General features: G+C 37.4%; 24 protein-coding genes and 3 pseudogenes. 23 read left to right on the top strand and 4 right to left on the bottom strand.

Features of this window, described 5'->3' with window-relative positions:
* Window positions 1-4 precede the first annotated feature (4 nt).
* The 10 genes and pseudogenes from RI196_RS14095 to RI196_RS14050 all read left to right on the top strand — a co-directional run bounded on the left by RI196_RS14095 (window position 5) and on the right by RI196_RS14050 (window position 6,910).
* Entirely contained in the window at window positions 5-730 is a 726-nt protein-coding gene (locus RI196_RS14095; RefSeq protein ID WP_066246760.1) for an immunity 26/phosphotriesterase HocA family protein, read from the top strand.
* A 71-nt stretch (window positions 731-801) separates the two neighbouring features.
* Window positions 802-1,595 (top strand): annotated as a pseudogene (locus RI196_RS14090) (RHS repeat domain-containing protein); the annotation flags it as partial.
* Between the two features lie 39 nt (window positions 1,596-1,634).
* On the top strand, window positions 1,635-1,982 hold the full coding sequence (locus tag RI196_RS14085) for a hypothetical protein (protein WP_311066395.1): 348 nt from the start codon (window positions 1,635-1,637) through the stop codon (window positions 1,980-1,982).
* Window positions 1,983-2,108: 126 nt separating this feature from the next.
* Window positions 2,109-2,696: an RHS repeat-associated core domain-containing protein gene (locus RI196_RS14080; protein ID WP_311067362.1), complete on the top strand. Its 588-nt coding sequence runs from the start codon at window positions 2,109-2,111 to the stop codon at window positions 2,694-2,696.
* A gap of 23 nt (window positions 2,697-2,719) precedes the next feature.
* Window positions 2,720-3,511 (top strand): hypothetical protein, encoded by a 792-nt coding sequence (locus RI196_RS14075; protein WP_130158291.1) that lies wholly within the window; start codon window positions 2,720-2,722, stop codon window positions 3,509-3,511.
* A pseudogene (gene tnpA / locus RI196_RS14070) lies at window positions 3,512-3,777 on the top strand (IS200/IS605 family transposase); the annotation flags it as partial. It abuts the gene before it with no gap.
* 665 nt (window positions 3,778-4,442) lie between these two features.
* A complete protein-coding gene (locus tag RI196_RS14065; RefSeq protein WP_311066394.1) occupies window positions 4,443-4,703 on the top strand; it encodes a hypothetical protein in 261 nt (86 codons plus the stop codon).
* Complete coding sequence (locus RI196_RS14060; protein ID WP_311066393.1) at window positions 4,690-5,013, top strand: hypothetical protein; 324 nt, start codon at window positions 4,690-4,692, stop codon at window positions 5,011-5,013. Before RI196_RS14065 ends, RI196_RS14060 begins: the two co-directional genes overlap by 14 nt.
* Window positions 5,014-5,102: 89 nt before the next feature.
* Window positions 5,103-5,426 (top strand): hypothetical protein, encoded by a 324-nt coding sequence (locus RI196_RS14055; RefSeq protein WP_311066392.1) that lies wholly within the window; start codon window positions 5,103-5,105, stop codon window positions 5,424-5,426.
* A gap of 337 nt (window positions 5,427-5,763) precedes the next feature.
* Window positions 5,764-6,910 (top strand): IS3 family transposase gene (locus tag RI196_RS14050; RefSeq protein ID WP_445958363.1). Its coding sequence is split into 2 segments (ribosomal slippage): window positions 5,764-6,035 and window positions 6,034-6,910, totalling 1,149 coding nucleotides; the frame shifts between segments, so codons are not numbered across the junction.
* Between the two features lie 1,365 nt (window positions 6,911-8,275).
* On the opposite strand, the gene rpsD is transcribed toward RI196_RS14050, so the two are convergent.
* On the bottom strand, window positions 8,276-8,878 hold the full coding sequence (rpsD, locus tag RI196_RS14045) for a 30S ribosomal protein S4 (protein ID WP_063387361.1): 603 nt from the start codon (window positions 8,876-8,878) through the stop codon (window positions 8,276-8,278).
* A gap of 385 nt (window positions 8,879-9,263) precedes the next feature.
* On the opposite strand from rpsD, the gene RI196_RS14040 reads away from it, so the two are divergent.
* Entirely contained in the window at window positions 9,264-11,069 is a 1,806-nt protein-coding gene (locus tag RI196_RS14040; RefSeq protein WP_311066390.1) for a sensor domain-containing diguanylate cyclase, read from the top strand.
* A gap of 145 nt (window positions 11,070-11,214) precedes the next feature.
* Here the strand turns inward: RI196_RS14040 and msrC are convergent, their stop codons facing one another.
* Complete coding sequence (gene msrC, locus RI196_RS14035) at window positions 11,215-11,694, bottom strand: free L-methionine (R)-S-oxide reductase MsrC (protein ID WP_066247848.1); 480 nt, start codon at window positions 11,692-11,694, stop codon at window positions 11,215-11,217.
* 124 nt (window positions 11,695-11,818) lie between these two features.
* Here msrC and refZ point away from each other — a divergent pair, with 124 nt between their 5' ends.
* The gene (refZ, locus tag RI196_RS14030) at window positions 11,819-12,454 is read left to right on the top strand and encodes a forespore capture DNA-binding protein RefZ (RefSeq protein ID WP_063387364.1); all 636 of its coding nucleotides are present in this window, start codon (window positions 11,819-11,821) and stop codon (window positions 12,452-12,454) included.
* On the opposite strand, the gene hisJ is transcribed toward refZ, so the two are convergent.
* Window positions 12,451-13,248 carry a histidinol-phosphatase HisJ gene (gene hisJ, locus RI196_RS14025; protein WP_063387365.1) on the bottom strand — a complete coding sequence of 266 codons (798 nt, stop codon included), beginning with the start codon at window positions 13,246-13,248 and terminating at the stop codon, window positions 12,451-12,453. The two genes, refZ and hisJ, sit on opposite strands and share 4 nt — an antisense overlap.
* A 184-nt stretch (window positions 13,249-13,432) precedes the next feature.
* Between hisJ and ezrA the strand changes: the two genes are divergently transcribed.
* From ezrA to RI196_RS13995, 6 genes and pseudogenes are all read left to right on the top strand, one after another.
* Window positions 13,433-15,133, top strand: coding sequence for a septation ring formation regulator EzrA (ezrA, locus tag RI196_RS14020; protein WP_311066389.1), 1,701 nt, complete (start codon window positions 13,433-13,435; stop codon window positions 15,131-15,133).
* A gap of 494 nt (window positions 15,134-15,627) precedes the next feature.
* A complete protein-coding gene (locus tag RI196_RS14015; RefSeq protein WP_311067361.1) occupies window positions 15,628-16,527 on the top strand; it encodes an aldo/keto reductase in 900 nt (299 codons plus the stop codon).
* A 653-nt stretch (window positions 16,528-17,180) separates the two neighbouring features.
* Window positions 17,181-17,326, top strand: a pseudogene (locus RI196_RS14010) (spermidine/putrescine ABC transporter ATP-binding protein); the annotation flags it as partial.
* A gap of 172 nt (window positions 17,327-17,498) precedes the next feature.
* Window positions 17,499-18,647 carry a cysteine desulfurase family protein gene (locus tag RI196_RS14005; protein ID WP_117017221.1) on the top strand — a complete coding sequence of 383 codons (1,149 nt, stop codon included), beginning with the start codon at window positions 17,499-17,501 and terminating at the stop codon, window positions 18,645-18,647.
* A 2-nt stretch (window positions 18,648-18,649) separates the two neighbouring features.
* Complete coding sequence (gene thiI, locus RI196_RS14000; protein ID WP_066247844.1) at window positions 18,650-19,867, top strand: tRNA uracil 4-sulfurtransferase ThiI; 1,218 nt, start codon at window positions 18,650-18,652, stop codon at window positions 19,865-19,867.
* A 92-nt stretch (window positions 19,868-19,959) separates the two neighbouring features.
* The gene (locus tag RI196_RS13995) at window positions 19,960-20,178 is read left to right on the top strand and encodes an alpha/beta-type small acid-soluble spore protein (protein WP_063387370.1); all 219 of its coding nucleotides are present in this window, start codon (window positions 19,960-19,962) and stop codon (window positions 20,176-20,178) included.
* A gap of 53 nt (window positions 20,179-20,231) precedes the next feature.
* Here RI196_RS13995 and RI196_RS13990 read toward each other — a convergent pair whose 3' ends face one another.
* Window positions 20,232-21,032: an NAD kinase gene (locus RI196_RS13990; RefSeq protein ID WP_094246343.1), complete on the bottom strand. Its 801-nt coding sequence runs from the start codon at window positions 21,030-21,032 to the stop codon at window positions 20,232-20,234.
* A 136-nt stretch (window positions 21,033-21,168) separates the two neighbouring features.
* On the opposite strand from RI196_RS13990, the gene sppA reads away from it, so the two are divergent.
* The 5 genes from sppA to tpx all read left to right on the top strand — a co-directional run bounded on the left by sppA (window position 21,169) and on the right by tpx (window position 24,506).
* On the top strand, window positions 21,169-22,170 hold the full coding sequence (gene sppA, locus RI196_RS13985; RefSeq protein ID WP_063387372.1) for a signal peptide peptidase SppA: 1,002 nt from the start codon (window positions 21,169-21,171) through the stop codon (window positions 22,168-22,170).
* An 11-nt stretch (window positions 22,171-22,181) separates the two neighbouring features.
* A complete protein-coding gene (locus RI196_RS13980) occupies window positions 22,182-22,667 on the top strand; it encodes an RDD family protein (RefSeq protein ID WP_063387373.1) in 486 nt (161 codons plus the stop codon).
* A 68-nt stretch (window positions 22,668-22,735) separates the two neighbouring features.
* Complete coding sequence (locus RI196_RS13975; RefSeq protein ID WP_311066388.1) at window positions 22,736-23,440, top strand: DUF2953 domain-containing protein; 705 nt, start codon at window positions 22,736-22,738, stop codon at window positions 23,438-23,440.
* Complete coding sequence (gene ytfJ / locus RI196_RS13970; RefSeq protein ID WP_066247839.1) at window positions 23,437-23,904, top strand: GerW family sporulation protein; 468 nt, start codon at window positions 23,437-23,439, stop codon at window positions 23,902-23,904. The genes RI196_RS13975 and ytfJ overlap by 4 nt, the downstream gene beginning before the upstream one ends.
* A gap of 101 nt (window positions 23,905-24,005) precedes the next feature.
* On the top strand, window positions 24,006-24,506 hold the full coding sequence (gene tpx, locus RI196_RS13965) for a thiol peroxidase (RefSeq protein WP_063387376.1): 501 nt from the start codon (window positions 24,006-24,008) through the stop codon (window positions 24,504-24,506).
* The last annotated feature ends 39 nt before the right edge of the window (window positions 24,507-24,545 follow it).

Here is a 24,545-nt window from a genome sequence, read left to right as displayed (position 1 = left end):
TTGTATGTCATTCTGGGAAAGCATAAAGAACAAGGAAACAATTATTTTAAGTGACGATGCAATCGATTTGTTAAGTGATACGCTATTAGAAATCAAAAAAATTTATGAAGAAGATTTAGAAAGAAAACCAACGGTGGTTGAATTAGAAGCATTGATTATGGAGGCTATGCAACTTGATTCAAATATAGCCGAACAATTGGAGGAAATGGAAATCTCCGATGTAAAATTTAAGTTGAAAAAGAGAAAAAAGGTTCCTAACATTGAACCAGGCATTGTATTTGCAATCCCGCTTAAAGAAATTGAAAAATATGCTTATGGTTTAGTAGTAAAAGGAGAAGGTCTAAAGGATGACATTTATATACAATATTTTGATATCTTCACTAATGAAATATTAGATATAAAAAACTTTAGTAATCAATTTGAAAAACTTTCTGTTCTATATACTATTAACAGTGGAATATATGGAATCGTTAATAAAGAATGGAAAATTATTGGGAAATTGTCTAAAAGAAAATTCAATCCTGAAGAATATGAGTTACCTGATTTTGTGTTTTACAATGGTAAGGAATATTTTGTGAGTCGAGGGGATGCGAATACACCAATAGCAGAATTAGAGCCTATTTCTAAAGAGGAAGGGGAAAAAATAAAAAATCCAATTGGTCTGATTGGTAGTAATAATATAGTGGAAATGCTTGTAAAATCTTACTATGAAAAGCAAACGAGAAAATAGTAATTAGCTTCTTTAAGGTTATCCCGTGATTTAAGGGATAACCTTTTTTATTATACAGTGAAGATAGTTAACGAATTCAAAAGAACATTAATAGCGTAATTACAAACTACCATACCAAGACGACAGCTTGAATGTTCTGTACGAAACGGATGCGAGCGGAAATGTGGTAAGATCGTATATATACGGGGAAAACGGCCAGCTGTTGGCGATGAAAAAAGGTAGTGCCACCTACTTTTACCACTATAACGCCCATGGCGATGTCATTGCTTTAACGGATGCCCAAGGAAACATTGCCGCGCGCTATCAATACGATACGTGGGGAAATATTCTTTCCCAATCGGGGGATATGGCAGCGGAAAACCCATATCGATATGCAGGATACCAATATGACAACGAAACGGGTCTATACTACTTGATCGCCCGTTACTATCATCCAACGCATGGCGTGTTCCTATCTTTAGATCCCGACCCGGGGGATGACGATGACATACTCACGCAAAACGGGTATAGTTATGCGAACAACAACCCGGTGATGCTGGTCGATCCGGATGGGCACAGGGCTAAATTATTTAAAGACATATTTCAAAAGATAAAGAAAACAGGCTTTAAAATTCACAAAATAGGACGGATAAAGGGGGCAAACGATTCGGGTAAAGGATATTGGGGAGTTCTTTATTCTACTAAAAATAATAAAGGTAAAAGGAAATATAGATCTATAGAACTCCATCCTCCGCATAATAACCATGGTTATCATTTACAAAGTAACAAGTTTACTAAAAATCATCCTCATTTTAAAGGTAAATTTTATAGAAGTGGAGAAGCCTGGAGGATTACAATATGGAAAGTGAAGAACAGGAAAAAATAGCTTATATATTTTGTAAAATGTTTATATGTGGAGGGAAAAATGAATTTTTTTAAAAAGATTTTCTTTAGCAAATATGAACAGTTTGCTAAAGAGCTTGGCTATCGTACATGGTCTGAGGCTAGTGATAATACATTCTTTATGTTTCATATTCCAGAAGACGGGGGATGGTATGTTACTGAATTGCCAAATAGAACTTGGGCAGTATGGAATAATGAAGGAGATCCACCTTATAGTTTTGTTACTTTTTTGACATGGAGTGAAACGATAAGGTATTTGAGGAAGTTGTTTAATGAATATTGTTATCCTGAAACTTATTGGGCTCCAGAAGGATATGGCATTGATGATGATATGTTTTTAAATCCACCTCAAAAAGATAAGAAGTTATAGACTATGTAAGAAATTTTATAAGAGAGAAAGGCAGGTTTCTTAGCTAGGGGAAATCTGCCTTTTCAATTACGAGGTTTGGGGAAACCATCTCAGAATTCGGGAAACAGAAGAAAAAACCCTACCGCTATGCGGGATACCAAATATGACCAAGAAACGGGTCTATACTACTTGATCGCCCGATACTACCATCCAACTCATGGCGTGTTCTTGTTCTTGGATCCAGATCCAGGCGATGCGGATGACATTCTTACGCAGAACGGCTATACGTATGCAAACAACAACCCGGTGATGCTGGTCGATCCGGATGGGCATTATGCTCATATTGTTATTATAGCTGGAATGGGGGCTTATAGAGCTTATAAGATTTATAAGGTCTACAAGAAGTATAAAAAAATTTCAAAAAAATATCGTTCGAATCGTAAAAGAAATTCTGCGATACATGGATATGAAATTTATGATAAAAAAACTAATAAAGTAGTTAAAGTTGGTATTAGTAGTGGAAGGATTTCTAAAAAGGGAAAATCATATCGCGCTGAAAGACAAGTTAGAAAGTGGAATAGGCAATACAGGACAGATCGGTATGCTTCACGAATAGTAAAAACTAACATACGTGGTAGGTATAATGCACTGAGATGGAAAAAAAGGCATAAGGAATACATTAATAGAATCCAGCCTAACAACAAATTATCACCTCCATTTCACTATCGTCCATAAATTTAATAAAAGGAAGTGAAAAAATGACTGTTATAAGGGATATTCAACTTTCTATTCCAAGTGATATAAACTATTTTGATCATACTGTAATAGTTGACTATGATACTGGTGAGACAAGCCCCTTTACCGATTATAGGCAAAGCAAGTCCGCCATCTTTCATTATGAAACAAGATGTATTACATCACTTTATACTCGTCTTTTGCCCGAAATTCATACAGATGGGGAAAAGGGGGTTATCATTCAATGCGTACCGGATCTATCTAAATTAAGCGAGAAAGAAATTGAAATGGAAATGGTACCCGATTTTATTACTGTTTATGTTGAAATGGATTATAATCAATACTTCTCTCTTACGGATGACTTGGAAAAAAAGAAAATGGTATTAGAAGTGTTACAAGAGGGTATGGAAAAACTTGCTGATGAGCGAGGATGGGATAAGCAAATTTTTCGTGAAATATACAACAAGATAAAAGAATTAAATTACAAAAATACATTTATCTATAAGAAAAAGAGCAGCCCTAATCGTAGATATATATGTAGCATTATATGTGAACACGAAGTCTCTTATGTAGATATATATTTAGAAATAAAACGTCAAAAAGGAAATAAGGTTTTAAAAAAAGAAAGATTGGTAAGAGTAGACAGACCACACGAATCTTTTTATTGGAGATATTTAGGGGATTTAACATGGACACTAAATCATAAGGTAACATTTACCGATCATTTACATCATTTTGGGTGGGTTGTAACTTTTTTAGAAAAAGAAACGCAGCTTATATGGAAAGTAAATAAAGTTTCGTATCTTTCTTCATAAATTCATATGTTAGTAAATATCCCGCCAAAAATGAATGTTTCCTCGTTTGTGGGATATTTAAAAGAGAAAAGCAGTTTAATGATATTTGATAGACATGTACATTTAAAATATCGGTATGGCAACAGAAAATTTTGGTGCAGAGGTTTTTATGTGGATGTGGTAGGAAGAAATAAGAAAGTAATTGAAGAATATATACGGAATCAAATACAGGATGATATAGTTACAGATCAAATAAGATAGATCCGTTCACGGGGAAAGAGATAAAAAGTAACCATTTGAGGGTTGCCGGAAGAGAAGTGCAGTTGGCGAACCTTTCATACTCTTTTAGGGGCTGTCCAGAAAGTCAAAATCCATTGAAAACGAAACATCATAAACATTGATATATCAACATTTCTAAAACATTAAAGGGACGTCTATAAGCCGGAAAATCGACTTATTAGACAGCCCCGACATGAGCGAGGCATTAAACGATTTTGGGTCATCGTACAATTTACGTATATCTATTGCATGACAGAACATTCAAGTGATTTTTCAACCGGTCTTGCGAGTGTGAGATCGAGAAAAATTCACAATCTCATTGAGTTTATTTATTACGAAGCTCAACGAGGAGTGCCACTAGATTCCATTAAACACCAGTTACGAGTGGCATAAGGGTATCTTTGTTTACTTTTTGAAGATGGTAATAAATGTAATGAAATTCACTCATCTACAGTTAAATACTAACAGTGCATGTCCAATACATGTGCAAGAATAACCTTCATCCATAGCATCCCACCCTCTTTGGGAGTGGGTTTTTTAATAAAGAAAAGCTTGTCAAATTTTATTTTAATTGTAAAATACTAGTTATATAGGTAATTATATGAAAATTAAAAATATTTGTTTGGTTTCATTGCACTTTTTTGTCCTTATTTTTATACGAGTTTTCCAGTAAATGCACAAAGTAATCTTCAGACAATTATCATCGCCTGATTATATGACGAATTGCCCTGTGATTGAAGATTTAGAAACAGTTCCGACTGCGGAGAAGGGAGAAGAGGTGATCTCTCGGCAAGATGGATTTGAAGTGAAAATTGACATAGACGATCAAGAAGCGGGCTCGGAGCTATCGGTTTCTGTCGATGCCCCAAACTTAGAGAATGATGGAACACTTTTGTTTGTGAGAAGGAGTGTAGATGATTATGAATGTTATTGAACCAAGTGTTTATGAACCTACATATATATCCATCTTGTTAATCTTACTCGGTTTAGGTTATTTATTTTTAATAGGATTAGCTATTTCCAAATATCAATTTAAGATTTCCGGTAAAATTTTTTTGGTAATATCCATTGTAATTTATTTATTGGTCGGAGCTTATATGGTAGGAACAGGATATTATATCGATGAGGAGGCACCTGATGCGCTTGTTTTTCATAAATTTGGCTTTTTGGAATTAATCATCCTGTCCTATGCGTACATTTTTTTAGGACTTGCAGTAGGGTTTGGGAAAAGGAAAGAGAATTGAAATTGGAAATCCCCAAGGAATTTGGAGCCGTGGAGACGGGATATAAGGATGTAATCCATAATAAAAAGGAATCAAGGAGAACGATAACAATGAAAATTAGTGAATTGGCTGTTTACGAGCCATATTATATTTCAATTTTTTTAGTCTTACTTGGATTAGGATATTGGATGATAATTGCGTTAGTTGTTTCTAAATTTCGTTTTACTATATTCGGTAAATTATTTTTGGCAATATCCATTGTGATCTATCTCTTGGTCGGGGTTTATATGGTTGGCAAGGGGGATTATATCGATGAAAAAGCTCAGGATTCACTTATTTTTCATAAATTTGGCTTTTTGGAATTAATCATCCTGTCCTATGCGTATATTTTTCTAGGACTTGCGGTAGGCTTTGGGAAAAGGAAAGACAATTGAATGTTAAATCTTGGATTTTTCAATATTCCACTTGTTTTTTCATAACACGGTTATGCAAAAAAGATTGGCCAAATTTTATGGTCAATCTTTGCATTTATCTATTCAAATACTTTTGTTGAAGAGGAAGATCTTGTCGTTTTATTTTCTCTCCGCTCTTATTTCTTTTTTTAAGAAACCAGAACAGGACTGTAAGTGAAAATAATAAAATTGGTATATATCCAACTAACCGCCATGCGTTTAACGCACCGAGAAAATAATATGCAACTGGTAAAAATGTTACTATAATGCTCCCATAAGGTGAGACACATGAGCGTGATAAATAAGTTATAATGATACCATGAAAAAAAGAAACCGATATACCGCAGAATTTAAAGCTAAGGTGGTTCTTGAGGTGTTGCGTGAAGAGCAAACCGTCAATGAAATAGCCGCCAAATATGAATTAAGCCCAGTCATGGTCAGTCGTTGGAAAGCAGAATTTCTAGAACGATCCTCGATGGTCTTTGAAAAAGGCTCAAGCGAAGTGGATAAAATCCGTAAAGAATATGAGGCCAAACAAGAAAATTTAGAGAAATTGGTAGGTCAGTTAACGGTTGAAGTTGACTGGCTGAAAAAAAAATCTGGACTCAAATAAGTCTGTTGACGAACGAAAGGCTATGGTCGAATTCAATCACCCATCGATCAGCATCAAGCGTCAGGCACAGTTATTAGGTATTCATCGTACTAGCGTGTATCGCCAATCAAAGGGGCAAACAGAAAGCTCAGAAAACATCATGCTCATGCACGAAATGGATATGCTTTATACAGCTCATCCCTACTTTGGCTACAGGCGCATGACTGCGAAACTTCGTGAGAAAGGATTTGATGTGAATCGTAAACGCGTACGCCGTCTCATGCGCCTTATGGGTATACAAGCTATTTACCCAAAACCCAACCTTAGTAAGAGGCTACATGCCAAGTACTGCCGGCCTTACCTGCTCCGTGGATGGGAGATCACCCGTCCGAACCATGTATGGGGAGTGGATATCACCTACCTTCGTATGGGACGGGGCTTTATGTACCTGTTTACCATCATCGACTGGTTCAGCCGCAAAGTGATCGATTACGAGTTATCTAGTACGCTGGAGAAAGGATTTGTCATCGACTGTCTGAAGCGGGCATTGCGTCATGGTAAGCCGACCATCATCAATAGTGACCAGGGCAGCCATTTTACAAACGCTGACTATCTCGGGCTGTTGAAAGAGTATGGCATCCAGGTATCAATGGATGGCAAAGGACGAGCAACAGACAATAGTCGTACGGAACGCTTCTTTAGAGCTTTAAAGTATGAATGTATCTATCTCAATGAATTCGATAATCCTAAAGAGTTGCGAAAAGGCATTCGACGCTATGTTACGTTCTATAATACAGACCGACCTCACCAATCCTTGGACTATTTGACGCCAGCAACAGTGTACAAGCAACCTAAGATGGCTCAAGCATCCTAACCATCGAACGTGATGAGAGGCTTTATATGGAGAGACGGGCATGATAGGCTGTTTTAGCCATGCGATGTTATCTGTCCATCGCTCCAGCGCAAAAAATCGTGCCCGTAGAGGCTCCATGTCAAGCCTTTATCGCACACGCACCACATTCATAGCGAAAGGAGAGAATGGATAACTTAAATATTATCAATTTGTGTCTTGACAAAGGGGTGCATTACATACAGTACTAATAAGCATAAACAGCCAAGAACGATGGAGTAAACCAATTATAAATGTAAGTATTGAAATAACAAATGAAGTTCTCCATAAGAATATAATCAAATTAAAATCATCCAATATATCGTCCACCCCCTGCGTGAAATACTGTAATATTTAAAGAAACTAGGAGCTGTCCAAAAAGTCAGGGTTAACTGACTTTTTCGAGCCCCTTCATTTTAGGGACTTATCGGGCAGACCATTTTTTCTATCTTTTTATATCCTTCAGAAGTCTTATGAAGGACTTTTCTTATGCTCCCTCTTTCTGAATTGGTTCTTCAAAAGTTTTCTGACGGACATTCAGCACATATAATTGCTTCTTGTTGGGTTCATTGCCTCTTATGAAGGACATTTACAAAGTTTATTCAATTATTTTTGTCCTTCACTGTAGTATTTCTCCAAACTCTTTCATTTTAGGAACTCATCAGGCAGCCCCTTTAAAAAATTGATTTCTTACTCATCATCAACTTTTAATTTTAAATTTGAGTAAAGAACTAAATTCCTACCTCAAATTTTGCTTCGTCATCCGATGTATCAGCATCTATTTCATTAGAAGATCATTAATCGATATTATTTCACCAGCTGTGAAAGCATTCGTTAGTGGGATTTTACAAATAAATCTAATAGAATATTGCCGTATATAAATATTCTTCATTATGCACTCAATTCCTTTTTTTGTTTTAAGAAGTGAGTCTTCAAGCTTTTTTCTGCAACGATATGGTATGCAGGCACAAAACTAAACAATTTAAATTCAATAGAACAAATTTCCCATGTATTTTATGTGATTAAAAAGAATTGGTTAAAAATAGGGGAAATTTTAAGTTATAAAAACGTTTTACTATGCACATACATTTTATGAATCGTGATAGATCTGAATTTACTGATACGATTTCAAGGATTTCCACAGGCTCTAAATCTCATTTTGGTACTTTCGTGTATATAAAAATAATTCAGCATCTGTCCGCATTTTTATAAAAAGTAGCTCCAAAAGCTGCCCCACTTGCCCCAAAATAATACATTATGAAAACCTAAATTGAAACAAAAAAACCCTGAAATCCTTTCTTCTCAAGGGTTTCAGGGTTTTTAAATACTGAATTATACAATCTAATTTTATTAACGAGAGTAGAACTCAACGATGAGCGATTCGTTAATTTCCGCAGGCAATTCAGAGCGTTCAGGCAGACGAGTGTATGTTCCTTCAAGCTTTTCCGGATCAAATGTTAAATATTCAGGAACAAAGTTGTTTAATTCAACCGCTTCTTTAATGATTTGAAGGTTGCGGGATTTTTCACGGACAGAAATCGTTTGGCCTGGTTTTACTTGGTAAGACGGAATGTCCACGCGGCTTCCATCCACTAAAATATGGCCGTGGTTAACCAATTGGCGTGCTTGACGGCGAGTGCGAGCCAAGCCAAGACGATAAACAATGTTATCTAAACGAGACTCTAAAAGGATCATGAAGTTTTCACCGTGAATACCCGGCATTTTGCCCGCCTTTACGAAAGTATTGCGGAATTGACGTTCGTTAACTCCGTACATATGGCGAAGCTTTTGTTTTTCTTGCAATTGTAAGCCGTATTCAGAAAGTTTTTTCCGTTGGCCTGGACCATGCTGACCAGGTGCATACGGGCGTTTTTCAAGCTCTTTGCCTGTGCCGCTCAAAGAAATGCCTAAACGGCGGGAAATTTTCCATGTAGGACCTGTATAACGAGACATATTGCTCCTCCTTTTGTATTTTCGATTGTAAAATACAAACAGACTGATTCTCTCAATTATGCACATTTTGTTTTCATGTACCTTCGCTCCAGCAGCAGAGAGTTACACGGTACACCTCAGATTTGAGGAACAAAATGACATCATAATTGTCGAATCCTTAGGCTGCTATATTTTACACAACGATCATTATATGATTTTAAATGAGCGGTGTCAAGATTATTTCCTTTGCTGTCAGCGAAAAGGAATATTTAATCCGACGAACTTCACACATTCATTTCTATTTTTTGTGAAAAAAATACCAATTTTTTCACAAAAAAAAATGTGCTTCATGTTATAATACTATTAAAGTAATAAGGTCTATTTTCCCGGTTATAGGTGGTGGAGTATGGATTGGGATCATTTTGAAAACTTATTTTTCCGATTACTTATGAATGATTCGGACAGACAGCATTTCGATGAATTTATTAATGAAATGTTTGCAATTTTAATCAAAGCATTTAATCTTCAAAATGTGTCGATTTGGAAAGAGATCGGTTCGAATCTTTTTTTATGCCAATACTCGAGCAATGACGATGTAAAAGGTGTTTCGAAATCATTTAGCTTCAAAGACGATGAACAATTTGTAGTTTACAAAGAAAAAGGACGCTTGTTTTTGCAGTATTCGACAGAATCCTCTCCAAAAATGCTGTTGGAATTCAGAGGAGGCCGTGTACTTCACAAACTTTCTAATCAACAACTAGAAAAAATTTCTAAAATATGTTTTGCCATGTTTTTTCACGGAAAAAAATTATATTTGCAAAAAACGCTTAAAGAAAAATATTATCAATTGTTTTTATTAACTGATGAACTTTATTCCATTATGAAAGAAGAAGAAGTGTTAAACAAGCTTTATAACACTTTGAGGCAAATGTATCCCGACCTATTATGCCATTTCATTTTGCCAATGGATTATTCATTAGGACATGAAATTCCTGTGAAAAATTTGGAGAAGGAAATAGATCAGTATGAGGAAGCTATGACAGCCTTTTTGAAAGGCGATATGGTCGTAAGAAGCTCGTCAAACGGGCTCTATATTTATGTCCCGATTGCAGGAAGGCAGGGTGTTTATGGATTAATTGATGTACATATCCCACTGCATATTGAACAAATCGATGACGTAATAGATATGATCGAAAAAGTGGCAAAGGCCGGCGGCAAAGCGCTGGAAAATGCCAAGCTGTATGAACAGTCGAAGCAGCATGTAAACGATTTGCAGCTCATTAATGATACGGCTCGAAAAATTAATAAAAATTTGCGGATTTCAGATACGATGAAATACATGGTTAAAAGAATGCTTCGTTCATTTTCTGCAGATGAGGCCGCTTTTTTTATTTTTGATGAAAATAAAAAATGGAACATGCTTTCAGAAAGTACATCGTTTTTCCATTCAGATGAATCGAAGGCTTACGTTGATTGGGTTGCACAAAATATATTGGAGCAAAATAGTGTATTCACTGGCGATATTTCCAATTCCATTCTCGGGGAAGCCGTTTATAAATCAATAATGGCTGTTCCGATGATCGACAGTGAAAAAATCATCGGATTTGCTGTTGTGCTGCGTAAGGAACCGTATTCCTTCACGTTTGATATGTACAAATTAATGGAATCGCTTGTGTCTCATTCTACACTCGCCTTTACGAACTCCATGCTTCGGGAAAAGCTGGAATTGCTCGTGATTACAGATCCGCTTACAAATCTTTTTAATCGAAAATATTTTGACGAGGTTGTTCATCAATCGTTTAAAGAAGACCAAAGAGGCACATTAATTTTAATAGACGTAGACAATTTTAAACAAATCAATGATACGTATGGCCACCAAGTAGGCGATAAAGTGCTTATTCAAATTGCTAAAACGATAAGGAACAACATACGGGAGGAAGATGTAGGAGCTAGATGGGGCGGAGAAGAGCTGGCCATTTATCTTCCTAAAGTGGGTTTAAAAATCGGATGTGAAGTGGCAAACAGAATTGTTTCAGCTGTGCGGAAATCAACGAAACCGCCTGTAACAGTTTCATGCGGTGTTTCCTATTGGGATGCAGCTCATAAAAATGATTCGCCTGCCCTTCTTTTTAAAAGAGCAGATGATGCCTTGTATCAGGCAAAGCGCAATGGAAAAAATCAAGTATCGGTTTTAGACCAAGAAAGAGCATAAAGGGTTCCTAGGTATTGCTCTGATTTGTTAAAATCGTTTGACAGATCGTAACTAGGAACCCTTTTTTATATCATTTGAAAGGGTTCAAAAGTTGAATGCTCATTTCCACCTGTTCACGACTTCCGGCGTTTGAAAAACAAGGCTATTAAAGGTATTCTGTAAGAATATTCGTAAATTTTTCTAAATATCTTTGGTCTATTTCATCAAATCGGTTTTTAATCGGGCTGTCAATATCTAACACACCGATTACCTCATCGTTCTTAATAAGCGGGACAACGATTTCCGATTGTGATCGCGCGTCGCAGGCGATGTGTCCAGGGAACTCATTTACATCAGCCACTCTCACCGTTCTTTTTTCGAAAGCAGCTGTTCCGCATACACCTTTGCCAATAGGAATTCGAACGCATGCCGGCAGCCCCTGAAAAGGTCCGAGAACAAGCTCATCTCCGTCTTTTACATAAAAACCAACCCAATTGATTTCTGACAAAAATTGATTCAACAAGGCGGATGCATTAGCTAAATTCGCTATGACATTTTTTTCCCCTTCAATCAATGCTGTAAGCTGTTTTAACACAAGCTCATAATTTTCTTCTTTTGTTCCATTATAGCTTTCGACGACAAACATGGAAATTCCTCACTTTCTTTTTCAAAATGACAAGTAAGTACGAACTTTGTCGAGAAATTATAGCAGGAAAATATCGTTGCGGGTAGAAAACTTCTAACAGCCATCAACAAAAGGAGTGATCCACTTGCAAACGAAAACGAACACTGTTACGAAAGAAAATATCGTTGATGCAGCAATTTTCCTTTTTAATACAAAAGGTTACACCGGAACATCGGTTAGGGAAATTGCCAAACGGGCCAATGCAAATATCGCCCATATTTCTTACTATTTTAAAGGAAAAAACGGATTATTGGAACATTTAGTGTCCAAGTTTTATGAAGGTTATTTAGACGTAATCGATCAATGCTATCAAAAATGTACAGAATCTCCAAAACTCTCTCTTATGGCAATCGTTGAAGAACTTCTCCGCTATCAATATGAAAACCGCCGGCTTGCCCGTTTTGTCCACCGAGAAGTAACGCTTGATTCGACTCTCATTCGCCAGGTGATGATGACTTATTTAGCGAAAGAAAAATATTATTTGCTTAACCTGCTTGAACGAGGGATGCGAGCGAACCAATTTAAACAAGTAGACATTCCCCATTTTTTAGTACAATTCAAAAGCTTAATAAATATGCCGTTTTTACAGCCTCAATACATGTATGAAGTTTTACATATTAATCCGTACGAAGAATATTTTGTCAAGCAATATAGTAAACAGCTGGTTTCATGGCTGGAACAAATACTTTTTCAGAAAAACGAAAAACAATCAAATGACTAAACCATTTTTTCAAAAAGTGAAAAATCGCTGCCTACATCCTTCGCGCTATGGGCATCAGAACCATAAACGAGAGGGATGCTTTGTTTTTTGGCCGCTTGTATAATATCCTCTGGCGGGTAAATTTCTCCGCAAAAGGCTTTTCGTAAACCGGAAGTGTTGACGTCCAGTTCCATCCCCCTTTTGTTCATTTCAGCAAAAATCTGTTCAATATAAGGCTTTTCATCAAATGTGGCTTGGAAAAGCTTTTGAAATTTGTGTATTAGCGTAATATGTCCAAGCCGCTTCGGCTTATACTTTCCAAGATCTGAAACAACCCCTTTTAATACTGTCGCATAATATAATTCGTATAAATGATTGATGCCACCTGACAGCTCCGCCATTTTTTGAAACGTATGTTCATCAAAATCTACACAATAATATTGTCCATTTAATTTTAAAAAATGTACGGACAAAATGCTGTCATCAAGAAAAGGACCGTATTTGTCCAAAAATTGCGCTGTTTCTCTTTCAAAACCGTTAATATAGTCTACTTCTAAACCGATATGAATATCGATATCGCGTTTATATTGTTTTTTTAAGTCTAGCAAAATAGACAAGTAGCGGTCGATATCACTGAAGGGCATTGCGCTGTCCTTATCGGGAGTTGGATCAACAAACCCTTCCGGCAATGGAGCATGTTCTGTAAAGGTTATAGCAGAAAATCCTTTTTTTATGGCAGTTTCAATATACAATTCAAATGAATCGTCCGTACCGTGGGGGCAAAAAGGGGTGTGAACATGTCCATCTTTTTTCATAGAAATCACCTCAAGTTTGTCGAGATTTATGTGAAAAAATTAAAAATTTTGCTCAAAAAATGTCGTTATCATGGTATCATAAATACATTGAGAACACATTATTTTCTTTTGAAAGTTTTTTCGACAACGTCGTTTAAAATATACATACCCTTTAAGAAAGTGAAACGGACCGAGGGGGCTCATAATGGAAGTTGTGATTGTATTAATTTTATTGATTTTCCTTCTATTTGGAATCGGTTATGGATTTCGAAAAAATATTTATAAAGAAGTAGACCGTCTTGAAGCTTGGAAAATAGACATTATGAATCAGTCCATAACAGATGAACTGTCCAAAGTAAAAGAATTAATCATGAGTGGAGAAACAGAAGAATTGTTTGAACGCTGGCGAAAAGATTGGGACGATATCGTCACTAGCAGGCTTCCGCAGGTGGAAGAGCTTCTGTTTGAAGCGGAGGAATATGCTGAAAAATACCGCTTTAAAAAGTCAAAAGAAGTTTTATTACATATTGAATCGGTTTTAAAAGAAATAGAAGAACAAATAGCCGGCATTGTTCAGCACATTAACGATCTTGTTGCAACAGAAAGCAATAATAAGACAGAAGGTGAAGCAGTCAAACAACAGCTAAAAGAGTTGAAAAAAACACTGCTCTCCCATCGCCATACATTTGGAACTGCGTATGAACGGCTGGAAAAAGAGTTGTATGAAATGTTACATACAATGGAAAAATTTGATGAGGAAATGAACTCGGGAAATTACGTAACAGCGAAGGAAATTTTGGATGAACAAAAACAGAAGCTTGAAGCACTCCAATTAAAAGTAGAGGAGATTCCAAAGCTTTTAACTGAATGTCAAATGATTGTGCCGAACGAGATTTCCGAATTGAAAGATGGGTATAAAAAACTGCTCGAGGATGGCTACAAGCTTGAGCATTTGGAAGTGGAAAAAGAAATTTCGCATATCGAGGAAAAAATGCAGGGCTTGAAAAAGAAGCTAAGTGAAGCAGAGACAGAAGACGTGAAAATGGGTCTTGATTCCATAAAAGAAACGATTGATAACACTTACGAAATGCTTGAGAAGGAAGTGTATGCGAGCCAATATGTAAGACAAGAAGCGGAAAAAACCGGGGAAAAGCTGCAATCTTTATTAGAGGAAAAAAATGATTTAAAAGAACAAGTCAGTCTTGTACAGCAGAGCTACCAGCTGTCAAATGATGATGTCGACAAGCTAAAAGAGTTGGATAAACTGATGAACCAACTGAAAAATCATTACAAGCATATTTTGGCAAGCATAGAGAACTCCAATATTGCGTATTCCGTTTTACAGGAGGAACTGGAAAGTTTTAATAAGCAAATTGATCAAGCAAAGGAAAAATACAACGAATGGCATTCGATGCTTCAGGCATTGAGAAAGGATGAATTAAACGCGCGCGACAAATTAGCAGAACTAAAGCGAATGATGGCTGAGATTAAACGGGCGATTCGAAAAAACAACATTCCCGGCCTTCCGGAAAGCTTCGTGGAGCAATTACAAACTGCTCAGCAATCGTTTGAAAAGGTCAGCAATGCGCTTGAAGAAATTCCGCTCGATATGGATCGAGTCCAAACGTATTTAAACGATGCTGTGAGCATCATCGAACAATTAAAAGAAAACACAGATGAGATCATTGCCCAAGTTTGTTTAGTCGAAAGATTAATACAATACGGTAATCGATACCGCAGCACGTATTCGGGCCTTGATAAAAAATTAAAAGAAGCTGAACAGTTGTTCAGAAATTATGAATACAGCAAATCTTTGGAGCAAGCGGCTGCTGCCATAGAGGAAATCGATTCGGAAGCGATGAAAAGAATACAGAAGCTTGTTGAAAATGAATTGAAAGATCTATGATTTATGCCTGTCTTCGTTTGAAAGACGGGCATTTTTATTGCCCATGCTCCCATATGGACTATAGTCAGTAAGCATTTTTATTTAACTATGAGGAGTTGAAGCAATAATGCTGTGCGAAATGTCGGTTTGGAGAGTATATTTTTTCACTTAACATGAGAAAACCTATAAGAAATTGAAACTCCACTCGTACAAACACGAGCAATTGCAGAGCTTGTTATCTATAAGATAATGAAATTCCACAGCCGGATGATTTTGTGAATCGTCCTTTCCTTATTTTTATTTGTCCCATCTAGGCGCTTGCCGCTGTGAAGGGCTTTTTTATTGTAATTCATTGCCACATTTGTTATAAAGGTGTAAAAGGGAAACAATAGCAATCAAACAAACACTAAAAACAAGTTTCGAAAGCACGTACATATTTTTGAAGTCGAAAAGGTATGAAAGCGGAATTTTATAGAATGGGAAATTCACAATATAACGGAAAGGGTCGAGAGTGGATGGGATTATTGGACAGTAATAAAATCATGGAAATAAGAAGTCATGTTGAAAAACGAGTAGTGAAGCTGCCTGATGGCACGACTGTTCCATGTATAGGTCAAGGAACATGGTACATGGGAGATAAGCCACAGGAGAAAGCTAAAGAAATAAAAGCCTTACAACTTGGAATAGAATTGGGCATGAAAGTAATTGACACTGCTGAGATGTACGGAAATGGCGCTTCTGAACGCTTAGTCGGCGAAGCAATCAAAGGGCGCAGAGATGATGTGTTTTTAGTCTCTAAAGTGTATCCGCATAATGCAGGACTAGACAAGATTTCCGTTGCATGTGAAAACAGCTTAAAACGGCTGGGGACGGACTATTTAGATTTATATCTTTTACATTGGCGAGGCCGCATTCCTTTAGAAGAAACAATCGAAGGTATGGAAAAGCTGCAAAAAGAAGGAAAAATATTAAGATGGGGAGTCTCCAATTTTGACACAGACGATATGGAAGAGCTATGGAACACGCTCAACGGATCAAACTGTGCGACAAACCAAGTGTTATACCATATAGGTTCGAGAGGAATTGATTTTGATCTGCTGCCTTGGCACCGGGAACATCATATACCGATTATGGCGTACAGCCCCCTTGCCCAAGGAGGTACATTAAGAAAGCAGTTGTTGACGGATCCAACTGTTAATGAAATTGCCAAAAAATATAATGTAAAACCATTACAAATTGCACTTGCTTGGACGATACGCACGGATGATGTCATTGCTATTCCAAAAGCTGGGCAAGAGCAGCATGTGCTGGAGAATGCTGAAGCTGCTGCTATTGAATTAACCCAAGAAGACTTGAACCGACTTGATGAGGCATTTCCAAAACCTCGTAAAAAAGTGCCTTTGGATATCATTTAACATGTTGCTGAAGCAATATTCGGTAATACGCTGGAGTTGTCCAGAAAGTCAACCTCCCATTGAAAACAAAAATCATAAACACCGATATATCAAAGTTTTCTATAACATTAAAGGGGTCAATAACCCGAAAAAACTACTTTTTAGACAGCCCCTTCATTAAAAGGAAATAGAAACGAAGGTCGTCATGAAAACTTTTTTTCAAGGATTGACGTTTCCCGAGTTAGCTCAGGCAGGCAAGGAGCATACAAAAAGGGCAGCTAAAGGACATGATGAATGAACGGATTCAAGAAACGAATCATCAGCAGCTTAAACTATTGCACCTGCTGGCAGCTGTGGCAGGATTCCGGCAGTCTTTTGGAACGACATTACGCTTTGCGCTATAGGCGTTTTATGAGCTGCTTAAAAGTAATTCACGATAGTCCGGTTATTTTGAAAAATAGAAGCCGATGCTTTTATCAACTTTTTATGGCATAATGAACAGCGGCGAAAATCAGCTTTTTCTCGTTTCTCTCTAGCGTAATGCTAGTGAGAAACGAGTTTTTTATTGTGTGCATGTTCTAAGCGTCATTGATAGGAATAAGGAAGAGTTTGATCTCACTAGTAAAGGATTGAGAGAAATGAAATTTTATTTTCGGCGCAAGGAGTAGGAAACGATTGATGGAGAAATCATCCGCTTTGTGAAGCGAGTGACGAAGGAATACGATAGGTTAGTCGTGCTTGATGATGTCAGTTTTTAAGATTGAACGCGGGAAGTTTTACACGCTGCTTGGGATCGGCGGATGCGGGAAGACGACGATGATCGAAGATGACGTTGTTGAATTCACAAAAAAAGCGGCTTACGTGCGTGGACAAAGGCTTTCGTCTGAATGAGCCCGTTTATGTGATGATCTTTTCTTTTTCATTTCAATTTACTTATGTTAATATTGCATTGCAAAGTGTTAGAAAATATAATTCAAAGGGGTATACAACCGATGCTTTACTTGGATAATAGTGCAACTACAAAGCCTTACCCTGATGTACTTGATACGTACCGGCAAGTGGCGGAAAAGTTTTTCGGGAACCCATCATCTCTTCATCATTTGGGTGTTCAAGCGGAAAGACTTTTAACAAAAGCAAGAGAACAAGTAGCCGATTTGCTAGGTGTAAGCGGACAGGAAATCATATTTACGTCTGGAGCAACGGAAGGAAATAATTTGGCGATTAAAGGCGCGGCTTTTGCACAAAGACATAAAGGAAAGCATTTGATTACGACTGTAATTGAACACCCTTCTGTCAGCGAAGCATTTGAACAGCTTGAAAAAGAATTCGGGTTTGAAGTGACGTGGATTCCTGTAAATGAAAATGGCATTGTGTCTCCAGCTGACATACAAAAGGCTGTACGTAACGATACAATCTTAGTGTCCGTTATGCATGTCAACAATGAAATCGGAGCGATTCAGCCAATTGAAGAGATTGGCGAAATACTTAAAAACTATCCGAACATCGTTTATCATGTCGATCACGTGCAAGGAGTCGGGAAGGTTCCTTTAAATATAAAAAAAGCGGGAATTGATTTATGTACAATATCTGGCCATAAATTTCATGCCCTAAACGGTACAGGAGTGTTGTACATTAGAAAAAATACACCAATTCTCACTCTTTTATCAGGGGGTGGCCAGGAAGCAAGCATTAGATCAGGCACCGAAAATTTAGCGGGCAGCGTGTCCCTAGCGAAAGGTTTAAGGCTGGCATTCAACGACTATGAAGAGAAGATCGATCGTCTGATTAATACGAAAAACTATCTTATAAATGAGCTTGAAAAAATAGATGGCATTATTATCAACACACCAAAGGAATCTTCCGCCCCTCATATTATCAACTTTTCTGTACCTGGTATAAAAGCGGAAGTTTTAGTTCATATGCTTGAAGAGGAGAATATTTATGTCTCCACTACTTCAGCTTGTTCTTCAAGGAAAAAGGGAGAAAGCAAAGTATTGAAGGCGATGGGCAAAAAAAGCAGCATCACCGAAAGCGCCATCCGCATAAGCCTTTCAATTGGGCAGACGATCGATGATGTCAAGCCGTTGATTGACGTCCTGCCATCATCTATACAAAAATTAAAAAATATAATGGGGTTATAAACATGCAATATGATCATATTTTAGTCAGATATGGTGAAATGTCTTTAAAGGGAAAAAATCGCAAACATTTTATTAACCATTTGAAGAACAATATAAAACTTGCATTGTCTTCCTTTTCGTCTTTAGAGTATACAGCGAACAGAGATCGTCTTTTCATCAAATTAAATGGAGAAGACGGGGAAAAGGTAGCGGAAAAATTGCAAACAGTTTTTGGCATACAGTCCTTCAGTTTGGCAATCAGAACGAAAAGCGACATCGAAGCCATAAAGGACACGGCTTTACAGGCAGTCAAGCAATTGTATAAAAACGGAGACACTTTTAAAGTGTCGGCCAAAAGAGCAGATAAATCGTTTCCGTTAACTTCAGACCAACTCAATTATGAAATTGGCCGGCATATACTTATTCATACTGACGGTTTGAAAGTAGATGTTCATCATCCGGACATAAACGTGCGCGTAGAGGTCCGTCCGCATGCCACATATATAATGTGCAAAGATTTTAAAGGGGCGGGAGGGCTTCCGGTTGGTTCAAGCGGAAAGGCGATGCTGATGCTTTCTGGAGGAATTGACAGCCCTGTCGCTGGGTATTTGTCAATGAAAAGAGGCTTGGAGATTGAAGCGATCCATTTCTTCAGCCCTCCATATACGAATGAAAGAGCGAAGCAAAAGGTTATGGATCTCGTAGAAAAATTAACCGAATTTGGCGGCAAAATCGTGCTTCACATCGTTCCGTTTACAGAAATTCAAGTGACCATTCAGCAAAAAATATTAGAAAATTATACAATGACATCGACTAGAAGAATGATGTTAAAAATTGCCGATGAAATTCGGAAAAACCGAGGCGCCTTAGCCATTGTAACAGGCGAAAGTCTAGGGCAGGTAGCAAGCCAAACGCTTGAGAGCATGTATGCTATTAATGAAGTGACGACAACTCCTATACTGAGACCTTTAATTTCAATGGATAAAAATGAAATCATTGAAATTGCCGAAAAAATTGATACGTTTGAGATTTCAAACAGACCTTATGAAGACTGCTGTACTATTTTTACACCAGCTTCACCGAAAACGAAGCCGAAAAGGGAGAAAATATTAAAGCTTGAAAGCTATGTAGATTTTCAACCTCTCATTCAGAAGGCGATTGAGGAAACAGTAACAATTGAATTTCCAAGAAAACATGATATACAAGAAAAAATAGAAGAGGATTTTGAAAATTTACTATAATATTCCACAAGTTCAAAACAATTACCATTTCGTTTTATGCATGAAGCCATGTGTTTTTTCACATTCTATATCCACAAGGAGGTGAATGACACATGGCTCAAAACAGATCTAGCAACTCTAACCAAATTTTAGTTCCTGGTGCTGAACAAGCACTTGAGCAATTAAAAACTGAAATCGCATCAGAATTCGGTGTAAACTTAGGTCCTGATACTACATCCCGCGCGAACGGCTCCGTTGGAGGAGAAATTACAAAGCGGCTTGTATCTTTTGCTCAGCAGCAACTATCTGGCGGTGGCGGAACATTTCAATAAATGAATATTTTGGCTTTTGAGCGAAAAGGTGATCCTTTTCGCTCATTTTCATTTTATAAAAAGGTTCTTTTCACTTTATCCCAGAAAGAATTATCTTTTAATTTAACAGTTTTAATTTTTTTCTTTCCTAATTCAATATCCAGCTGGTTGACATGACGAATGCTTAGAGCTTCGTTGTCCATTCCGATAATCGGATAATCGTTGCCGTCCTGCACTACTTTTAATGTAAGCTTTCGATTTCCGCTTAAAATAAAAGAGGATCCTAACGTCCGATATAGATTATTGTTCAAAGATGCAAGTTCAGTTACTTGTAAACAGTCTATGAGCGGATCGACGACAGCTCCCTTCACAGATTTATTGTAGGCTGTGCTCCCTGTTGGAGTGGCAATAATCATTCCGTCGCCTCGGAACGTTTCAAAATGCATATCATCAATAAATACATCCAGAACAAATGTTTTAATAATTGCTGATCTGACACTGCATTCATTTAAGCAGGAAATCTTTACTTCATGGTCGACGGTGACATCGATGGTTGGATATCTTCTTACCTCGACCTTTTCCAGCTGAAAAGCTTCAACTAATTTGTCTTTTTGATCTATATGGAAATCACAATAAAAACTGATATGCCCTTCAGTTGCGATGCCTATGTACAGACAGTCGTCGCGAAATTGCGTTTTTCTAACCGCTTGCAAAAATGTTCCGTCCCCTCCGATTGCTACGATAATGTTCGCATGTCTCCAATCTTCAACAGGACGAAAATCATACTGCTTCGCCAAGTCAATCAACGAAGCTATTTTCTGTTCAAGGTGATCGCTATGTTTGTAAAAGAAGTAGATATTTCGGCGTGGATCCATCAAAAAAACCTCCTCTTTTTGGAAGATTCTCCACAATTATATAAATAAATGTTAAAATACACTATGATATATAGTTTAACATTTTTATAATGGAACATGTCAAAAAAGGTGAAATTGAATCAAGGAGGTAAACATCTTGAGTGGAAAAAGGTGGGCTGCGTTAGGAATTGCCGCAGCATTATTTGTTTTTTCGATGATCATTAGCTTTACTTCTATGGCTGTTTCAAATGCAGAAAAATTGTCTGAGAATTTTTTTGAATCGCAGTTTTCCGAGGAAGTCCTTGAAGAAGGAATGCCGGATGAAAAAATTGCGGTGCTGGAAGTAAATGGAGTGATTCAAGATACGGGAGAAGATGTTACATCGATTTTTGCCAGTGAAGGCTACAATCATAAAGAATTTTTGAAATTGATTGAAAAGGCCGGCGAGGATAAAAGCGTAAAAGGAATAATTTTGCGAGTCAACTCTCCTGGCGGGGGAGTAGTGGAAAGTGCAGAAATTCATAAAAAACTAATGGAAGTTAAAGAAAAGGCGAAAAAGCCGATTTATGTTTCGATGGGAACCATGGCAGCTTCAGGAGGATATTATATTTCAACTCCTGCCGATAAAATTATTGCAGCACCGGATACGATGACAGGCTCGCTAGGGGTCATTATGCAAGGAATAAACTACAGTGAATTGGCAAAAAACTTTGGGGTGAAAGTAGAAACGATCAAAAGTGGTCCATATAAAGACATTTTTTCTTCAACAAGAGATATGACAAAAGAGGAAAGAGAAATTCTTCAAAAAATGGTGAATAACGCTTATGAAGGCTTTGTAGACGTAATCTCGCAAGGAAGAAAGATGGATGAAGGGGAAGTGCGGAAAATTGCCGATGGACGAATTTATGACGGCCGGCAGGCGAAGCAGCTCCATTTAGTTGACGAGCTAGGCTATTTTGATGATGCGGTGGAAATGATGAAAAAAGACTTAGACTTATCAGATCCATATGTATTCAAATATAAATCGAGCTTTGGATTTGAATCGTTCCTTTCCATGATGGCTGGGAAGGTGATCTCTAAAGATCTGGAAATGCAGGGACTATACAAATTGTTTTCACAACCGAATTCTCCCCGCCTGATGTATTTATATTCGGAGTAGGAGGTGCCAACATGGATGGAACATTTGAAGAAATAAATCAAATTGAACAAAAGCGTGAGGTTCAAACAGACATCTCTTATCACTTTGCGGGATTTTGGATGCGGTTTTGGGCATACTTGCTTGACCTCATTGTTGTTTCAAGCGTCATCCGAATTGTTGCCAATCCGCTTTTTTTACTGATCGGATTGGAAAAAAGCGATTTTATTTTTTCACCTTATCGAATTTTAAGCGCCTTGTTTTTCTTTTCCTACTTTATTCTTATGACGAAGTTTTTAGGACAAACGCTCGGGAAAATGGTTTTTGGCCTGCGTGTTATATCTTTAAAAAATGATAAGCTTACATGGACCGATGTTTTCTTCAGGGAATGGATCGGACGGTACATTTCCAAGGTTACGTGGATTGGATATTTGATCGTTGCTTTTACAAAAAAGAAACAAGGACTGCACGATTTATTCAGCGATACAACAGTTATTCATGATGAACGGTTTTCAAGATGACCTGCCGAAAAGGCAGGTTTATTTTTTTATAGAGAGGTGATAATGGTTCACTGAAAGGATGTGAAATTATGCCATTTTGGCTTGCAATAGTCTTTTTCCTATTTTTGATATTTGTGCTTCTTGTTGCAATGACAAAATTAACGATTGTACTTTCATATAAACACGATAAATATGACGATCGGTTAAGAGTGACATTTCTATTGTTTGTTGGCCTTATTCGCTACACAATCAAAATCCCTTTTATAAAACTGGATCAAGAAGGTCCAAATATTGTTTATAAACAAGAAAAAGAAACGAAACATTCAACTCAAAAATCGTCCGAAAAAGTGACTCCTGAAGAGCTGTTTGAGAAGCTGCAAAATTTTAAAGAAATATTGGAAAATGTTATCCATTTTTCCTTTATTATTCGGAAATTTTTGAAGAAGGTTCGGATTGTGAAATGGGAGTGGCGTACTGAAATCGGAACGGGAGAAGCTGCCTCAACAGGAATGTCGGCGGGTACACTATGGGGGATGAAAAGCTCTATTATTTATTTCGCTTCCCGATACTTTACATTAATAGGTTATCCAGTTGTTTCAATCTTTCCTAATTTCAACCGAATGGTTTTGAAAACGACATTTGTATGTATGATGCAATTCCGACTTGGGAATGCTATCATAGCAGGATTGCGTCTCGTAAAATGGTCGAGATCAAAAACAGCATTATGGCGAAACTTACCGTTTGCCAAGAAAAACAAGAAGAATGAACATAGTTTAGAGGAGGCAAAAGTATGAGCGATCATCCGATTCAAGGGTTAATGAAAACGGCAATGGAAAACTTGCAGCAAATGATCGATGTCAATACCATAATTGGCGATCCAGTTGAAACTCCTGATGGGAGTGTTATACTAACCGTTTCAAAAGTGGGATTCGGATTTGCGGCAGGTGGCAGTGAATTTTACGGACCGACAGGTGAAAAACATTCAAGCAGTCCTTATGGAAGCAGCACTACAGGTGAAAAAGGAAAACTTCCTTTCGGCGGAGGAAGCGGAGGCGGTGTATCGATTACGCCAATCGCATTTCTTATTGTTGGAACAAATGGAATCAAAATTCTTCATTTAGATGAAAATACCCATCTTTATGAAAAAATTTTAGATGCAACCCCTCAAACGGTAGAAAAAATTCAAGAACTGTTTCGAAAGAAAAAACATATACAAGACGATAACAATGAAAAAGAAAAAATTGATTTTGACATTTAAAGCTGCTTTGGCAGCTTTTTGAAATTTTCAAACACTTTTTCTTTGAAAAGTCTTCAAAAACAAGCTATAGTTAAACTATACATAGATTTGGAGGGGATAAAATGGCAAACGTAACATTTAAAGGAAATCCGGTAACTCTTTTAGGAAATGAAGTGAAGGTTGGAGATAAAGCGCCTGATTTCAAAGTGCTTGCGAATGATTTGTCGGAAGTTACTTTAGCTGATACAAAAGGGCAGGTCCGAATCATTTCTGTTGTTCCTTCGATCGATACTGGCGTATGTGATGCACAAACACGCCGCTTTAATGAAGAAGCTTCCAAGCTGGATAATGTTAAAATTTTAACAATCAGCATGGATCTTCCTTTTGCGCAAAAACGTTGGTGCGGTGCGAACGGAATTGAAAATGTACAATTGTTATCTGACCATCGCGACGCTTCTTTCGGACAGGCGTACGGAGTATTAATCAAAGAATTGCGTCTGCTTGCTCGCGCTGTTTTTGTTGTTGATTCAAACGATAATGTAACATATGTAGAATATGTCAGCGAGGCGACAAATCATCCAAACTATGAAGCGGCGATTGAAGCTGCAAAAGCAGCAAATTAAGGACCTGATGCAAGGTCCTTTTTTTCTTGCTTATAAAAC

The sequence above is a fragment of the Aeribacillus composti genome (assembly GCF_031760945.1).
Lineage (GTDB): Bacteria > Bacillota > Bacilli > Bacillales > Aeribacillaceae > Aeribacillus > Aeribacillus composti.
The sequence above is the reverse complement of the archived record's forward strand: the minus strand, read 5'-3'. Positions and strand labels throughout refer to the sequence as shown.

Bases quoted from the DNA above. Each gene is read 5' to 3' on its own strand.
- RI196_RS14095 (WP_066246760.1), top strand. From the start codon at position 5: ATGTCATTCTGGGAAAGCATAAAGAACAAGGAAACAATTATTTTAAGT.
- RI196_RS14085 (WP_311066395.1), top strand. From the start codon at position 1,635: ATGAATTTTTTTAAAAAGATTTTCTTTAGCAAATATGAACAGTTTGCT.
- RI196_RS14080 (WP_311067362.1), top strand. From the start codon at position 2,109: ATGCGGGATACCAAATATGACCAAGAAACGGGTCTATACTACTTGATC.
- RI196_RS14075 (WP_130158291.1), top strand. From the start codon at position 2,720: ATGACTGTTATAAGGGATATTCAACTTTCTATTCCAAGTGATATAAAC.
- RI196_RS14065 (WP_311066394.1), top strand. From the start codon at position 4,443: ATGCACAAAGTAATCTTCAGACAATTATCATCGCCTGATTATATGACG.
- RI196_RS14060 (WP_311066393.1), top strand. From the start codon at position 4,690: ATGAATGTTATTGAACCAAGTGTTTATGAACCTACATATATATCCATC.
- RI196_RS14055 (WP_311066392.1), top strand. From the start codon at position 5,103: ATGAAAATTAGTGAATTGGCTGTTTACGAGCCATATTATATTTCAATT.
- rpsD (WP_063387361.1), bottom strand. From the start codon at position 8,878: ATGTCTCGTTATACAGGTCCTACATGGAAAATTTCCCGCCGTTTAGGC.
- RI196_RS14040 (WP_311066390.1), top strand. From the start codon at position 9,264: ATGGATTGGGATCATTTTGAAAACTTATTTTTCCGATTACTTATGAAT.
- msrC (WP_066247848.1), bottom strand. From the start codon at position 11,694: ATGTTTGTCGTCGAAAGCTATAATGGAACAAAAGAAGAAAATTATGAG.
- hisJ (WP_063387365.1), bottom strand. From the start codon at position 13,248: ATGAAAAAAGATGGACATGTTCACACCCCTTTTTGCCCCCACGGTACG.
- ezrA (WP_311066389.1), top strand. From the start codon at position 13,433: ATGGAAGTTGTGATTGTATTAATTTTATTGATTTTCCTTCTATTTGGA.
- RI196_RS14015 (WP_311067361.1), top strand. From the start codon at position 15,628: ATGGGATTATTGGACAGTAATAAAATCATGGAAATAAGAAGTCATGTT.
- RI196_RS14005 (WP_117017221.1), top strand. From the start codon at position 17,499: ATGCTTTACTTGGATAATAGTGCAACTACAAAGCCTTACCCTGATGTA.
- thiI (WP_066247844.1), top strand. From the start codon at position 18,650: ATGCAATATGATCATATTTTAGTCAGATATGGTGAAATGTCTTTAAAG.
- RI196_RS13995 (WP_063387370.1), top strand. From the start codon at position 19,960: ATGGCTCAAAACAGATCTAGCAACTCTAACCAAATTTTAGTTCCTGGT.
- RI196_RS13990 (WP_094246343.1), bottom strand. From the start codon at position 21,032: ATGGATCCACGCCGAAATATCTACTTCTTTTACAAACATAGCGATCAC.
- RI196_RS13980 (WP_063387373.1), top strand. From the start codon at position 22,182: ATGGATGGAACATTTGAAGAAATAAATCAAATTGAACAAAAGCGTGAG.
- RI196_RS13975 (WP_311066388.1), top strand. From the start codon at position 22,736: ATGCCATTTTGGCTTGCAATAGTCTTTTTCCTATTTTTGATATTTGTG.
- ytfJ (WP_066247839.1), top strand. From the start codon at position 23,437: ATGAGCGATCATCCGATTCAAGGGTTAATGAAAACGGCAATGGAAAAC.
- tpx (WP_063387376.1), top strand. From the start codon at position 24,006: ATGGCAAACGTAACATTTAAAGGAAATCCGGTAACTCTTTTAGGAAAT.